The following is a 14,868-nucleotide window of genomic DNA, read 5'->3' as shown; positions in this document are numbered from 1 at the left end:
TTACCCCGAGTGCGGGATCTCAACCCGCGATGATCTCGCGAAGACGCTCGGTGTCCTGCGAGGTCCAGCCCTCGGGCTGAAGGATCTCGGCCCACAGGTCGACGGCGTCCTCGCCGTAGTTGTGGCCGTATCCCGGCGGAACGTCGGTGGAGAACACCATGTCGAACGTCGTCTGCCAGAAGGTGACGAACGGGAACCATCGAACGCCGGGGTCGACGTCGACTCCTCGGGGCTCGCGCAGCCAGTCCGGTTGATGCAGAAGAAGATCCGGCGACCACCACGTGATGGGATCCGACGCGTGCTGCCAGTACACCACACGGGGTTCGGCCCAGGGAGTGCCGATGTCGAGATCGCTCGGTCTGCCCGCGAACCGGACGTAGCGGCCGTCCGATATCACCGGGAGGATCTCGCGTGAACCCGCGTCGCGGTCCGCCGTCGTCTCCGCCCACTGCTTGGTGAAGTTGGGGTTACCGACCCACAGAGCACCGTCGGTGCGCGCCACCATGTCCCGTGCGCCACCGAAGGCGTCCTGCCCGCCGTACGCCCCCAGGCTCTCTCCGAATGCCACCAACTCGGGCCGCGTGCCCTCGGGGCGTTCGAGGATTGCGTCGTACACCTTGTCGAACAGCGCGCGTCCTGCTTCACGCGGTGAATCGCGATCTGCGAGAAACGCTATGGGGCTGGGCAGGAACGAGTACTGCATCGACGCGATCGCCGTGTCGCCGCCGTTCATGTACTCGAACGATCCGGCGACGGCTTCGTTGACCCAGCCGCGTCCGGTGGTGGTGGCCACGGCGACGACGGCCCGGTCGAACGCACCGGTACGTTCCAGTTCCGCGACGACGCGGTCGGCGGCCTCGTCGATCGAATCGGCCTCCGCAGCCCCGACGTATGCCCGGATCGGCGTGAGAGCATCTGCGCCGGTGAACGATTCGATCTGTTCGGCAGTCGGGCCGGACGCGACGAATCGCCTCCCCTCCATTCCCAGGGAATCCCAGTCTTCGTACGAGTCCGGTGAACCCGATTTCTCCATCGCGTCAGGCTGCTCGACGCCGGGGTGGCTACCTTCGTCGGCCAGTTTGGACGAGCTGGCAATGGTCGCGATGAGAACGTTGTTCACCGCTCCGTTGACGACGAACAGCGTCAGGATCGTGACGACGGCGATTCCGATTGCCTTCGCCGCGGGGATCGGTACGAACCTCGTGCACAGAACGGCCAGCCGACGAGCGCACCAGCGTAGTCCGCGAGCGGCGAGAAGCAGGAGGACGGCAACGACGACTGCGACGAGAAGTACTGCCAAATAGAGGATTCGGCCCGGACCTTCTACGTCGACCTCGACGAGCTGTCGTACGATCTGCTGCCACCACGATCCGAGTATCAGAAACAGAGGCACCACGATCGCGGTGAACACCGCCAGACCCCACCACCCGTAGCGCTTCGTCGCATCGGACCATCGAGGACGAATTCCGCACCGATGCACCAGCCACACCACGGCGCAGCCGACGCCGTATCCCGTGGCGATGCTGATGCCCGACGCGACGCCCTGCAGATACCAGGCGCGCGGCAGCAGGGACGGGGTCATCGAGAAGGCGAAGAACACGACGCCGAGGAACAGAGCGGCCGGTTCGAGTCGCGAGCTGAACAGCCGCAGCGAGTGCATCGTCACATAGTAGAACCGAAGGCGCGGTACGGGGCCGTTTGTCAGTCGGGACGGTTGTGGATCACGCCGCGGTCCGCAGCGCCCGGTTCTTCCAGCGCGAGTGCGTGTTCGCGGGCGCCGATGTGCTCGAAGTACCGGCGGGCCGAGCGGACGACCGCCGCGTGGGCATCGTCGACGTCACAGGTATTCGTATGTCGCTTGATGCCTTCTTCGGATTCTGAGTCGGTTTGGACCGCCCCAACCAAGTCGATCGACGGTGGAACCCCAGCTCAGCGGACTGTGTACCGTTTCGACACCGTGACGAGTGAGCGAGTGACGGAAGGTGGATCGAGCTGTAGCAACTGGATTACACCAGAGTGCCGATCCGGTCGTACCGAACACCTTTCATGGTGTCGAGCACCGAGCGCAGTGAAATGGGCGGCTGCCCGGTGATTTGTTCGACGTGTCTGGACAGCAGCGCCTGGTAGCCGCAGGCAACCGCTACGTCGGCTGAAACCAGTTCGTCACTCGCCCACATATGACCGTCGGGACTAGGTTGCATGTTCGGGTCATAGGTGCGCGGCATTCCGACCGAGTCGAAGAAGTCGAGCCGTTCCTGTTCCGAGACGGGTCTGTATGAAATGTCTGTGCCAAAGGCCTCCGATCCGAGACGTACGATTTCGGTCATCGACAGAAGCTCGGGTCCCGTGATTTCGTACACGGCCCCCACGTGCCTGTCCGGGGCAGTGAGGATGGCTGACGCCGCCCGTGCGACATCAACCTTGGATACCGGTGCCAAAGCCCCGTGCCCTGTGGCCATCTCGAGTACTCCTTCGCGCGCGGCGGGTGCCAGCCAAATCGCACTGACGATCTCGGCGTAGAGCGCGTTTCGCAGTATGGTGTACGCCAAGCCGCTGGTGCGCAGGTCTTGCTCGGTCTCGTAGTGATCAATGGCCGACAGAGCCGGATTGCCCGGCTGTACTCCACCGACCGAGGTGTAGACGATATGGCCGATTCCTGCTTTCTTCGCCGCTTCGATCGCGTTTCGATGTTCGATAGTTCGACGACCCAGATTCAGGCCGCTCACGAGGAACAAAATATCGCCGCCGCGGTATGCCTCGTGGAAGAGCTCGGGCTTTGCGAAATCTCCGGGACGAACGCTGACATTCGGTCCGTCGACGTCGATGCCGGCGGGAGTTCGGGTGACGAGAGTCAGGTCGCGAAGCGGATCCGCGGCGATTAGCTGCTTGGTGACGCGGCGGGCCAAATCGCCTGACGCGCCGCTGATAACAATCCGGGTCACGAAGATCCTCCATCAAGGTCGAAACTTGTAATGCGGTCCATCGTGACGCGATGGAGTGACCTAGGCAACATCACGTACTTGGCTGCAGTCATGCGTGCCAAGCATGAAGGATCGGGTCCGACTCCATTGGTGCCTGTTGCGAGAGTCGCAGGCACCGACGAACCTGAGGGAGCAAGGCACTTAAAGGTTCCCAATTGTCAACGCAACAGTGACGCACGTAACGTGACCGAAGTCTCACGCCGCTATGAAAGGTGCTCACATGCAACCAGATTCGACAGTGTTGGATGTGGATCGGTGCACACCCGATCCGCTTTTCACTCCACTCGTCCTCAACACGACGCCAATCCGAAACAGATTCTTTCTGCCAGCGATGCAGCGCGGATCCCGCGGGTACAAGCCCACAGCCGGAATGGCGGAGACGCTTCGCGCGACCTCTTCCGCAACCTAGCGGCGCCGCTTCTGGAGTTCGACAGGGACAGAAACGCCCAGTCGTCGGGATCGTTGGACACGTCGGAAACTATTGGAGGAACTGGCTTTTGGTGATCTCGCGGGTCGGTTCGCTGCGCCCGTCGGCCATGAGACGGCTACTTGGGACCCTGGATCCCGGTCATCCGCTGTCTCGGAAGATGCTCACCCACAATCTTCGGATGCTCGAACGCGACGGTATGTACACCAGAACCGAGGTTGCCGACGCTCGCAAGCACGTCGAGTACGCTCTGACGCCTTTAGGGCGGGAACTGTCCGACTTGATCATGACCGTGATCGACTGGGGCTTCCGACATTCGGACCAAATCGATGAGGCTCGTGCATCGTACGACTCTGCATCGCGTGGAGACACTACGGCTGAATGTGGTCCCGGTGGGCACTGTTCATAGAATCCATCGGTACAGGTGCGTGGGTTGAATGCGGTCAGTGTTGGTACGTCGCTAGATCTCGATCATTGCTCTCTCCAGTGAAAGCGATGAAAACTGCGCTGACTACGGAAAGTGTGATCATAAATCCCGCGACCGGATATACGCTTCCGTCCGCGGCTGCTTGCAGCGACACGAGGATTACGGGTGTGAAACCGGCTCCGAGAAGTGTCGCGGCCTGGTACCCCAGAGAAGCGCCGGTGTATCGAGCCGACGTACCGAACTGTTCGGCGATGAATGCCGCCATCGGCCCGAACGTCGCGGACTGGAACATGCTGAAGCCCAGTATGAATGCGAGAGTGACCAATGCGGTATCACCGGACGCGAGCATGGACAGGATCGGAAACACGAACAATGCGAAGCCGGCTAGGCCTGCGAGCATCACCGGCCGCCGTCCTATGCGGTCCGAAAGTCTGGCGAAACCGAGCAGCGCGAAAATCGCGATGAATTGGCAGATCGCGAACCCGACCAAAACATCCGATCGGTCGACCCCGGAGTTCGTTGCGTAGCCGACCCCGAACGTGGCGAACATGATCTGAATCGCGACGCTGGCCATGCAGCCTCCGGCCACAAGAATCACATTTCGTGGCCGACGCAGTATCTGCATGATGGGAAGAGATGCGCTACCGGTTGATTCACGCTGCGCCATGGCTTCTTGGAACACCGGACTCTCGGCGACGCGGCTTCTGACGAACAAGCCGAGCAGCAGCAGAACAGCGGAAAACAGGAACGGAATTCGCCATCCCCACGAGAGGAATTGGTCCTCAGGAAGTCGCGTCACCACCGCGAGAGCGATTGTTCCGAGCAGTGATCCAGTCGGGGCTCCCGCGTTGGTGAATGCCGCTGCGAATCCGCGCCTGCGATCTCCTACGTGCTCCAAAGACATCAATGTGGCTCCGCCCCATTCGCCGCCGATGGCGATGCCTTGCGCCACTCGCAGCAGCACCAGAATGATCGCCCCCCACGAGCCGATCGCAGACGCGGGTGGTACCAGGCCGATGAGAAACGACGCACCGCCCATTACAGACATCGACACGAGCAGCATCGATTTGCGTCCGAAGCGATCACCGAAGTGGCCGAAAATCGCGCCTCCCAACGGTCGTGCCAGATATCCGGCCGCGAACGTCCCCAGCGAGGCAATCGTGCCCGCCACCGGCGAGAGATCGGAAAAGAAGACAGGCGCGAACACGATGGCCGCAGCCGTCGCGTACAGCAGAAAGTCGTAGTACTCGATGGTGCTGCCCAGGTAGCTGGAAAACACTACGCGTCGTATCTGCTTCGCGCGCGTCCGATCGTCACCGGGGTCGCGAGCGTGCGGGGACTGCTCGGTCCGTGTCGGGTCGACAGGGGTACTCATGTCCTTGGCTCCATCAATGGTGTGTCTAGGCCTCCGAGAGGCTTCGGGTAGGAGGCGCGAGGCGGGAGGAGACCGTCTTTCAGGAACGATGCCGGGAGCGTAGCAACGACTGTCGTCGTCGCTACGCTCCTGGCGCAATCTCACGCGACGGTCGCGTCGATCTTGTCGTAGCGAACTTCGCGAACTCGTTCCATGACGCTGGCGAGCGGCTCCGGCTCACGCCCCGTGATCTGCTGTACGTGGCGGCTCTGAAGTGCCTGAAATCCCTGTGCCAGACCGATTTCGGCAGAGACCAGTTCGTCGCTGGCCCATAGATGACCATCGGGGCTGGGGGGCATGTTCGGGTCGTAGGTGCGGGGTATTCCCACGGCGTCGAAGAAGCTCAGACGCTCCTCTTCCGATACCGGCTTGTACTCGAGCGGAGAGGAGTGCAGGTGAGAGGCGAGGGCAGCGATTTGGTGAAAGTCGAGGAGCTCAGGACCGGTAATCTCGTAGATCCGGCCGGCATGTGCCTCTGGGTGCATGAGGCATTCCGCCGCGGAGCGGGCGACGTCGTCCTTGGCGACGGGAGCGAACATGCCGTCGCCGGTGGCCTGCGACAGGACGCCCGACGGCACGGCCGGCGCTACTAGAATGTTGCTGACGATCTCCGCGTAGAGATGGTTGCGCAAGAAGGTGTAGCGGATTCCCGAGTTTCGCAGGTCGGCTTCGGTCTGCAAGTGATCGCGAGCCGACAGTGCCGGGTTGCCCGGCTGGACTCCGCCGACCGAGGTATACACGATGTGCTGGACGCCCGCGTGCTGCGCGGCAGCGATTGCGGCACGGTGCTCGGACACACGCCGTCCGAGGTTGAGACCGCTGATGAGGAAGAGCACGTCACCACCCTCGTACGCGTCCTGGACCGTCGGCGGGTATTGGTAATCGCTGTGCCGGATCTGGACTTTGTCCGACTTCAGGTGAGCCAGCTTCTCGGGCGTGCGGGTGGTCAAGATCAATTCTCGGTCGGGGTCTGCTGCGAGGAGTAGTCCGGTAACTCGGCGTCCGAGATCTCCGGATGCTCCACTGATGATTGTTCGACTCATGTGTGCTCCTTGTGGTGGGCGATAGGACTATGTCGTACCGCTTCCGCGTCCACTGCTTGTGACGTGAGTTACATCCGACCACTGCCGAGCCTCGCGGTCCACAGTCAAGATCGTCGTGCACTCCATACGTAAGGAGCATCGACCCAGTTCAGAAGGTCGGCGAGCCTCGCTCGCCTGCACCGAACGGCGTGCCAGCGGACGCGAGCTTCGTGCAATGGCGCAAGCCGAGTGTTTTCGGTAGGTGTCATGCAGGATTCGACGAAAGGGCGATCGAGGCCGAGCCTGGTGACGTCGACTCTCCTGTCGATCTTCGACACAAGGCACTGGGCGTCCGGGTGGCACACCCCACCAGTCCGACCACTTCGTACCCTTCTGCTGTCGGTCGGGGTGGCCGATGATTCGGGGTCTGCGACCTTGTCGATCGCTTCATTTGATCCCGATCACCAGCCTCGATGTGCTTGGTGCATGGAATCGGCCAACTTTGTGTCATTGCGACAGTGGCGGCCGCGTCACATTCTTGAGTAGCCAGACGTGATCGGGGTCACCAAACCCCATCGAGATCCGTCCTCTCATCAGAAAGAGACACGATCATGACCCAGCTCGCCAACAACGAACTCGCCGATCTCGACGCGATCGAGGTGTCCGACGTAGACCTGGTGGCCCGAGCCACCGCGCTGATTCCGCTCATTCGCGAACACGCAGCCGATGCCACGAGGAACCGCAAAGTATCTCCCGAGGTAATCGATGCGATCGCGTCGGCGGGGTTGTTCCACGTGATGGTGCCCAAACGCTGGGGTGGACAGGGTGCGACGTTCAAAACCGCCTGCGACGTAGTGGCCGAAATCGCGCGCGGCGACGGTTCGACCGGCTGGGTCACGGCTCTCACCCTGCTTGCCACGGCATACGGCAGCACCAACACCACCCAGGCGCAAGAAGACGTGTTCGGATCGAACCGGAGTGCACGAATCTGCGGCATTTTCTCGCCGGGTGACAAGAGCGAGAAGGTCGAAGGCGGCTACCTGGTCAGTGGAAAGTGGCCGTATGCCTCGGGGTCGTTCGCTGCTCAGTGGGCGAGCCTGACCATCACGCTCGAGGGGGGCGCTCCGGGGATGGCGCTGATTCCGGCCGAGGCCTTCACCATTGAGCCGACGTGGTTCGTGGCAGGCATGCAGGGAACAGGTAGCGACACAATCGTGGTCAAAGATCACTTCGTGCCCGAGTACCGCGTCCAGCCGGTGGCCGACATGTTCGCCTCTAAGTTCCGTTCGCCGTTCACCGAAGAGCACATCGCCTCGATGCCGTTCAACGCAGTAGCGGCAGGGATACTCGTGGCCCCTCAAATCGGCCTCGGGCGTCACGCGCTAGAGCTGACTCGCGAGAAGCTGCCGAAGAAGCCCGTGGCCTATACCGCATACGGCCAGGCCAAGGATTCGCCGACGCATCAGCTGGGTGTGGCGCGCGCGGCTACCAAGCTCCGTCTCGCCGAACTACTGATCGACGCGATGGCCTCGGACATCGACGGCGCCGCAGTCGAGCACGAGTTGCCCAGCCCCGAGATTCTCGCGCGGATTCGAAACGACACCGGTGTGGTGGCTGAGCTGGTCAAAGAAGAGATCGACTACCTGCTCACCGCCAACGGCGCCGGCTCCTTCGCCGACGTCAATGTACTCGCTCGGATCTGGCGAGACAGCGAGACTGCCGCACGGCATGCGCTGGTCACTCCCGAGATCGGACGTGAAGCGTACGGCCGACAGCTGCTCGGCAACTACGATCCGACCATCGGCCTCTGACATGACGGTCCCAGCAGCGGACGGCACGACCGCGACGACTCTCGGTCCGGAGGCGTATCGCCAAGTGATGAGCCACATTCCGACGTCGGTTTCGATCATCACCGCGACGACCGATGCAGGTCCGGCTGGAATGACGGTGGGCACCTTCACCTCCGTTTCCTTGGATCCGCGGTTGGTGGCGTTCTACGTCGACCTCGGGTCCACGACGTGGCCGCTGATTTCCGAAGCCGAGTTTTTCGGTATCAATGTTCTCGGGTCGCAATCGGAGGAGATGTGTCGCGCGTTTTCGCGACGTGGGCGGGATCGCTTCAGTGGGGTCGCGTGGACCCGCTCCGCCCGAGGTGTGCCGCTGCTCGACGGTGCGACGGTCACCGTCGAGTGCGCGCCGTATCGGGTCGACCGGATCGGGGACCACCTGCACGTTGTGGGCAAGGTACTCGACGTTGTGAAACGGGATGCCGAGCAGCCGCTGATCTTCCTGCGTGGCCGCTTCGTCGACATGTCGGGTCAGCGATGATCGCCGAACACGTCGAGATCGAGGTGAAACCGGGTCTGGGAAAGGACCTCGAATCGTCGTTCTCCGACGTGCGCACACTCTTGCTGGGTGCGCACGGGTGCAGTGATGCCAGGCTGTTGAGCAGCGTGGACACACCCCGTACTTTCCTGCTTGTCGCGCACTGGGACCGACTCGAGGACCACACCGAAATGTTCGCGGCGTCCGACGCCGGTGCGCAGGTGAGAGAGCTTCTGCAGCCACTGTGTGCCGGGCCGCCCCGGGTGGTCCATTACCAGCTGTGATGACGCTGCAGCCACGTCCGGCGAAGGCGTCCCAGGCATACGTGAAATGTATGCATGGGGCGTCTTTTTAATATTTGTCAAATACTCCGAGGAGATCGAGACTGTGTCGTAGGACATAGTTTCCGGCTCGGTGGGCGCAAGGACGGTGTCGACCGCCTACCGCACCGGCCAACGTTAGGAAGGACCCAGTCATGATCGAAGTCTCGATAGATTTCGCGCGATGCGACGCCAATGGCACCTGCGCTGCTCTCATGCCCGACGTGTTCGCCATTGCCGACAACGGATTGCTCGAGCAGCTCGCGACCAGCGTCACCGACGACCGCGCGGAGGACCTCGACGAGGTTGTGCTCTGCTGCCCGATGGGAGCGATTTCACGCTCATGAGTACAGTTCACGCCTTCGATCCTTTTGCGCCCGATTCTTCTGAGCACACGGGCGGTGCCGTCGACGGCCGGTCGCTCGTGCAGGGCGATTACGGGTTCGCCGTTCTGGACTTCGAGCTCGCGACCGCAGTCCTGCGTGACAACCGATTCATCAACGCCGCGTTGACGTTGATGGAGCAGTTCGGTATCACCGAGGGTCCCGTTCACGACTTCCGTTCCAAGAGCGTGATCATGGCCGAGGGCAAGCGGCACATACGTTTGCGTACTCCGCTAGCCCGATTCATGGGACCGACCACTGTTGAGGACATCCGCGCGGTACTACGCGGTATCCTCGACGATATCGACCCTGGTCGGGGCGCGAGCGGGCCCGTCGACCTCAATGCGGCTATCGCGCAGAAGATTCCGGCTCGAATCTATTGCCACCTGGCCGGGGCTCCCGCTGAGGATGCCCCGCTCGTTGCTCGCCTGTCCGCAGGAACCCTCGCGCTGCTGCAGCGAGATCCACGTCTGACCGACTCGATCCTCGCATCGTACGACGAGCTGTTCACCTATCTGCGCGCGTTGATCGCACGCAAACGGGAGATCGGACTCGGCGACGACATGCTGTCGTTCCTCATTCGCCAGGAGGACGAGGGCAAGCTCGATTCGGAGGAGCTGCTGAGCGAAGCAACCGCGATGCTCGAGGCCAGTTCGGTGAACACCGCTCACCAGACCGGCCTCGTGGTGTGGACGCTGCTTCGCGAGCGCGACACGTGGAAGCGGCTGCGCAGCGACCCCTCTCTCATCCCGGCCGCCGTCGTCGAGGCATGCCGCCTCTACCCTAGGCCTGGCATCGTCAGCAAGATCGCGTCCGCCGACATCGAACTTGCCGACACTGTGATTCCGGCAGGATCCGATGTCCACGTGGCCGTCTGGTCAGCCAATCGCGACCCGGAACGGTTCGAGAACCCCGACGACTTCGATTTGGATCGTCGACGGAACCAGCCGCTGACCTTCAGTACCGGGCTTCACGGTTGCCTGGGACAGAGTCTCGCGAAAGTGGAAATGGAAGAGGTCGTTCGCTTCCTCCTCGACAGGTATCCCGAGGCGACCGTCGTCGACGAGGGCACCGACATCGGGCACGGCGGCGGACGGTGGTTGGTCGGGTCGCTGGCGGTGGATCTCGGGCCGTCGGTGTCGAAGGACATCTCGTGAACAATCCCGAACCTTCGGTGACAGAGCACCTCGCGCAACTGTGGGCGAAGACGGAATACGGCGACCTCCCGTCCGAGGTGATCGACGGAGTCAAGGACCACATCCTCGACACGCTCGCCGTCGCGCTGGTCGGAGCGGCCACCCCGGAGGTGCGAGCGGTGACGACGGCACTGGCGTCGTGTTCGTCCTCTCCTACCGGTTCACTGGTCTGGGGGACCGATCACAGATTCGTACCCGCGCACGCCGCGCTGGTGAACGGAACATCAGCTCACGCAAGAGATTTCGACGACGGCGGTGGTGCCGGACATGCAGGCTCGACGGTTCTTCCGGCTGCGCTCGCGGTAGGGGAGCGTGCGGGGTGCAGCGGCCGCGAGCTCATTGCCGCTGTTGTCGCGGGATACGACGTGGGATATCGCGCTCTCGGTGCGCTCGGCGGTTTCGCTGCGCATACCGATCGCGGGTGGCACTCGAGTGGAACCATGGGCAGCCTCGGTGCGGCTGCTGCGGCTGCGAAATGCCTCGGCGCAGAGGCCGAGTCGTTTGCGGACGCGCTGGGGATCGCCGGTTCCTTCACCGGTGGTGTCTGGGCGTTCATCGACGACGGCGCACTCACCAAGCGGTTGCACCCCGGCAAAGCGGGCGAGACCGGTGTCGACGCAGCGCTTCTCGCAGCCGGGGGAATCACCGGACCGCGGCGAGTGTTCGAAGCCGAATGGGGAGGGTTGTATTCCGTGATGGCTGGGGGTGTCGGGCATACCGATCGAGCACTGCGCAATCTCGGCTCCGACTTCAACGTGGCGTCGTCCTACCTCAAGCCCTATGCCTGCTGTCGAGGCAGTCACTCCGCGGTAGATGCGGTAAAAGCTGTTGTTGCCCAACGTAGCCTGGTTCCTGAAAGTATCGAATCGGTGACGATCACCGCCGGTTCCACCGCAGTGAACATGCTGTCGGTCTCTCCGATCGAGTCAGTGTTCGACGCGCAGTTCAGCCTCCCCTATGCCGTCAGCCTCGCATTGTGCGGGAGTCATCTCGGCTTGCAGGACTACGATCCACCTCGACTGACCGAGCCGCGCATCTCCGCTGTGTTCGACAAGGTGTCGATGGTCGTCGACGAGTCGATCCAGATAGAAGACGGCCCGAGGCTGACCTTCGCGCTGACCGACGGCGAGACGATCACCGTCGACGCTGGGAATCCTACCGACGCCCGCGGATCCGCGGTGACACCCATGACCCACGAGGACGTGGTGGAGAAGGCGACCGTACTGCTCGAGGCTGTCGGACCCGACGTGGCAGCCCGTCTCGTCTCCGCAGTCGAGAACTTGGACACCGCTGACGACCTGACCGAACTCCTTGCCGTTCTGACAGCCGAAAGGGCACCGACATCATGAACTCTCCGAACACGATAGAACGTAGCGAGGTGATCTCGTCCGTCCCGGCCGAGTCGATGGCGGCAGTCCTCGACATCGAGACCCCGCACGGAATCGGCGACGTCGTTCCACCGATCTGGCATTGGCTGTACCTGCTGCCACGCGATGCCGAGCGCGACCTCGGTGAGGACGGCCACGCCGTTGTCGGCATTCCCGCGCCTCCCAGTGCGGGACGACGGCGGATGTTCGCCGGCGGACGGGTCACCACGTTCGGATCCCTCCGCATCGGCGAGCCCGCCACGAAGGTCACCTCCATCGCGAAGTCGGTGGACAAGGTGGGACGCACCGGCGCCCTCACATTCACGACCGTGCTGCACGAGATCACGCAGAACGGTGAGTTGATGATCCGCGAAGAGCAGGACATCGTCTATCGCGACGGTGGATCTGCGCCCTTGCCCACGCCCGCTCCCGCGACGGATCCGGTGGCCGAACCGTCGCTGTCTCTGTCGGTCGACGAGAAGCTTCTGTTTCGGTTCTCGTCGTTGACCTACAACTCGCATCGGATTCACTACGATCTCGAGTGGTGTCGTAAGGAAGGTTACGACGGACTCGTGGTACACGGCCCGCTGTTGGCGTTCATGATGGCCGAACACATGAGGCGACAGGGAATCTCGCTGCAGAGCAGAACTTTCGACTATCGACTGATCTCACCGATGACTCGTCCGCAAACCTTCACAGTCGTGCCTGCTCGGGAGGGGCTCGTCAGCGGTGCCGAGGTACGAAGCGCCGCGGGTGTCGTCTGTGCCCGCGGAACTCTGACCGAAGGACTCGCCCGATGACACACACCGCTGACGTCCTCATCGTCGGTGGCTCCGTCGCTGCAGTGCGCGCGGCGGAGGCGATCACGCGCCATGCGCCCGAGTTGTCGGTGACGTTGGCCAGCGATGATCCACACCTGCCCTACGAGCGTCCCCCGCTGTCGAAGATCGCATTGACCGACAGCCTCGATCTGGCAGAACTCACCTATCCATCCGTGGCAGGTCTACGCGAGCACGGTGTTCGGTTCGAGCTGAATACCCGCGTGACGAACCTCGACGTCACCAGTCGACGTGTCGGCACCAGCGGAGGCGACATCGATTACGGTGCAGTGGTTCTGGCCATCGGATGCGAACCGATCCTTCCACCGATGTTTCGAGATCTACCGAATGTGTTCGTATTGAGACGATTCGGCGACGCGGCCGACCTGCGAGCGGCCGTCTCCGACCGAAGTCGCTCTGTCGCGGTGATCGGAGCCGGTTTCATCGGTGGCGAGTTCGCGGCGACGCTGGCCAAGGACGGCCGGGACGTCACCATCGTCGATCTTGCCGAACGGCCACTGGGCCGTTTCGGCGACCTGGTTGCAGCGGAATACGCAGCGCTGCACAGAGACCGCGGTGTCACACTCGAACTCGGCGATGGGGTGGTGGGCGTCGAGGACTCCGTCGACGCCCGAGTGTTACGACTTGCCAGCGGCAGGACTGTACCCGCCGACGTCATTCTGGTCGGTATCGGCGTACGCCCGGCGACGCAGTGGTTGGAGCCGTCGGGGTTGACGCTCGGTAATGGGATCCTGTGCGACGCCACGCTCCGGGCCGCCGACCGGGTATTCGCTGCGGGTGATGTGGTGCAGTGGCCGAACGGGCGATTCGACGCCACCATGCGCATCGAACACTGGACGAACGCGGCCGAACACGGGCGCGTGGCCGGCATCAATGCCGCAAATACGGTGTCCGATCTGCCTTCGATCGAGTGTGCAACGGTCCCGTACTTCTGGTCCGATCAACACGGTGTTCGTATTCAGTTCGCGGGTTTCCTCACCGGGTCCGAAGAAGTGGTCGAGAGCCGAGAAGACGGCGGTTCGTTGTTCGTGTACCGGAAGGGCGATACGGTCACGGGCGTTATCGCCTTCGAACGGCGCGCAGAATTCGTGAAACTCCGTGCTTTGCTGCGGCGTCCGACATCATGGAAGGCTGTTCAGCCCATGTTGCCCGCCGGTGCTGTGTCGATGTGATCGTCTCCGGGCTCGTGACGGTCACCGTGCGATCGAAGAATGTCGACGAATCGTTCGGCCACGGGTGTCACGACGCCGTCGCGTCGGGTCACCACGCCCAACGGCAGGTCCGGCCAACCCTCCTCGACCGGTACCGCGACCACTCCCGGATGTCGTTCCGCGAGCGTTCTGCTCACCACCGACACACCGACACCAGCGGTCACCAAGCTGGCAGCCGTCTCGACGGTCGGTACCGAGATGACGGAATCTGGGCTGCCGCCGACGACGGCGAAACGATCGTCGATCAACCTCGACAGGCTACGCGCGCCGGGCAGCCGCGAGGGGAGAATCCATCGTTCTCGGCGCAGGTCCGAGAGGTGAAGGGATGGTTGCGAACTCAACGTGGACGAGCGTGGAACCACCAGGGTGAGCGGGGAGTGCGCGAGGATGGTCGTTGTGAAGGCCACTTCGTTGACCATCGGCAACGGCTCCTGTGCGAGCACCGGAACGACGGCGAGGTCGAGGTATCCGTTCGCCAGATTCTCGAGCAACACCAACGGATTGGCGTCGGCCAATTCCAGTGTGATTCTGGGATACTCGGATACGAAATCGGAGACGGCGGCACTGACGAAGTGCCACAGGCCGATAGGTTCGGCGCCGAGTCGGAGGTCGCCTTCGAGGCCTTGGCCCATCGACCGGAGTGCCGAGGTGATGCGTTTCTCCTCGGCGACCAGACGCCGACCCGCGCTCTGCAGGTAGCGCCCGGCGTCGGTCAGGGTGATGCCGCGAGGGTGACGCTCGAAGAGTTGGACAGCGAGGTCGGCCTCGAGTTTTGTCATCGCGCTGCTCAACGGTGGCTGGGAAAGATGCAGAATTCGTGCTGCCTCGGTGACGGATCCGGCGTCTGCGACGGCCAGGAAGTATTTCACAGTCCGGATGTCCATGCGCCGAGTGTATGGCAACGGCATTGCAATGGTATTGGCCATCTGCGGCCAAGTGAAGGATCGTGAACATCG

The 14,868-nt window shown here is 62.7% G+C and carries 15 protein-coding genes; 10 read left to right on the top strand and 5 right to left on the bottom strand.

What is annotated here, in order from left to right:
- Positions 1-19: 19 nt before the first annotated feature.
- A complete protein-coding gene (locus CH289_RS08340; protein ID WP_176458737.1) occupies positions 20-1,660 on the bottom strand; it encodes an alpha/beta hydrolase in 1,641 nt (546 codons plus the stop codon).
- 56 nt (positions 1,661-1,716) lie between these two features.
- Here CH289_RS08340 and CH289_RS28265 point away from each other — a divergent pair, with 56 nt between their 5' ends.
- Complete coding sequence (locus CH289_RS28265; protein ID WP_179276771.1) at positions 1,717-1,881, top strand: hypothetical protein; 165 nt, start codon at positions 1,717-1,719, stop codon at positions 1,879-1,881.
- Between the two features lie 125 nt (positions 1,882-2,006).
- Here CH289_RS28265 and CH289_RS08335 read toward each other — a convergent pair whose 3' ends face one another.
- Positions 2,007-2,942: an SDR family oxidoreductase gene (locus CH289_RS08335; RefSeq protein ID WP_094727749.1), complete on the bottom strand. Its 936-nt coding sequence runs from the start codon at positions 2,940-2,942 to the stop codon at positions 2,007-2,009.
- Between the two features lie 284 nt (positions 2,943-3,226).
- Here CH289_RS08335 and CH289_RS28690 point away from each other — a divergent pair, with 284 nt between their 5' ends.
- A complete protein-coding gene (locus CH289_RS28690; RefSeq protein WP_256977079.1) occupies positions 3,227-3,817 on the top strand; it encodes a winged helix-turn-helix transcriptional regulator in 591 nt (196 codons plus the stop codon).
- Positions 3,818-3,851: 34 nt separating this feature from the next.
- Here CH289_RS28690 and CH289_RS08325 read toward each other — a convergent pair whose 3' ends face one another.
- Together CH289_RS08325 and CH289_RS08320 are read right to left on the bottom strand one after the other, a co-directional pair.
- Positions 3,852-5,210, bottom strand: coding sequence for an MFS transporter (locus CH289_RS08325; protein ID WP_019665221.1), 1,359 nt, complete (start codon positions 5,208-5,210; stop codon positions 3,852-3,854).
- A 140-nt stretch (positions 5,211-5,350) separates the two neighbouring features.
- Positions 5,351-6,292 (bottom strand): NAD(P)H-binding protein, encoded by a 942-nt coding sequence (locus CH289_RS08320; RefSeq protein ID WP_094727748.1) that lies wholly within the window; start codon positions 6,290-6,292, stop codon positions 5,351-5,353.
- Positions 6,293-6,882: 590 nt separating this feature from the next.
- Between CH289_RS08320 and CH289_RS08315 the strand changes: the two genes are divergently transcribed.
- The 8 genes from CH289_RS08315 (at position 6,883) to CH289_RS08280 (ending at position 13,873) form a co-directional block, all read left to right on the top strand.
- Positions 6,883-8,082, top strand: a complete 1,200-nt coding sequence (locus CH289_RS08315) for an acyl-CoA dehydrogenase family protein (RefSeq protein WP_094727747.1) — start codon at positions 6,883-6,885, stop codon at positions 8,080-8,082.
- Between the two features lies 1 nt (position 8,083).
- Positions 8,084-8,599, top strand: coding sequence for a flavin reductase family protein (locus tag CH289_RS08310; protein WP_094727746.1), 516 nt, complete (start codon positions 8,084-8,086; stop codon positions 8,597-8,599).
- Positions 8,596-8,880: an antibiotic biosynthesis monooxygenase family protein gene (locus tag CH289_RS08305; protein WP_019665225.1), complete on the top strand. Its 285-nt coding sequence runs from the start codon at positions 8,596-8,598 to the stop codon at positions 8,878-8,880. Before CH289_RS08310 ends, CH289_RS08305 begins: the two co-directional genes overlap by 4 nt.
- Positions 8,881-9,071: 191 nt before the next feature.
- On the top strand, positions 9,072-9,263 hold the full coding sequence (locus CH289_RS08300) for a ferredoxin (protein WP_019665226.1): 192 nt from the start codon (positions 9,072-9,074) through the stop codon (positions 9,261-9,263).
- Positions 9,260-10,456, top strand: coding sequence for a cytochrome P450 (locus tag CH289_RS08295; RefSeq protein WP_019665227.1), 1,197 nt, complete (start codon positions 9,260-9,262; stop codon positions 10,454-10,456). Before CH289_RS08300 ends, CH289_RS08295 begins: the two co-directional genes overlap by 4 nt.
- A complete protein-coding gene (locus CH289_RS08290) occupies positions 10,453-11,844 on the top strand; it encodes an MmgE/PrpD family protein (protein WP_094713631.1) in 1,392 nt (463 codons plus the stop codon). Before CH289_RS08295 ends, CH289_RS08290 begins: the two co-directional genes overlap by 4 nt.
- On the top strand, positions 11,841-12,662 hold the full coding sequence (locus CH289_RS08285) for an HTD2 family dehydratase (protein ID WP_019665229.1): 822 nt from the start codon (positions 11,841-11,843) through the stop codon (positions 12,660-12,662). Before CH289_RS08290 ends, CH289_RS08285 begins: the two co-directional genes overlap by 4 nt.
- Positions 12,659-13,873 carry an NAD(P)/FAD-dependent oxidoreductase gene (locus CH289_RS08280; RefSeq protein ID WP_019665230.1) on the top strand — a complete coding sequence of 405 codons (1,215 nt, stop codon included), beginning with the start codon at positions 12,659-12,661 and terminating at the stop codon, positions 13,871-13,873. The genes CH289_RS08285 and CH289_RS08280 overlap by 4 nt, the downstream gene beginning before the upstream one ends.
- Here the strand turns inward: CH289_RS08280 and CH289_RS08275 are convergent.
- Positions 13,837-14,796, bottom strand: a complete 960-nt coding sequence (locus tag CH289_RS08275) for a LysR family transcriptional regulator (RefSeq protein ID WP_037187985.1) — start codon at positions 14,794-14,796, stop codon at positions 13,837-13,839. The two genes, CH289_RS08280 and CH289_RS08275, sit on opposite strands and share 37 nt — an antisense overlap.
- Positions 14,797-14,868 lie beyond the last annotated feature (72 nt).

It is taken from the genome of Rhodococcus sp. RS1C4, from assembly GCF_002258225.1.
Lineage (GTDB): Bacteria > Actinomycetota > Actinomycetes > Mycobacteriales > Mycobacteriaceae > Rhodococcoides > Rhodococcoides fascians_E.
This window is presented reverse-complemented; position numbering and strand designations above follow the sequence as displayed.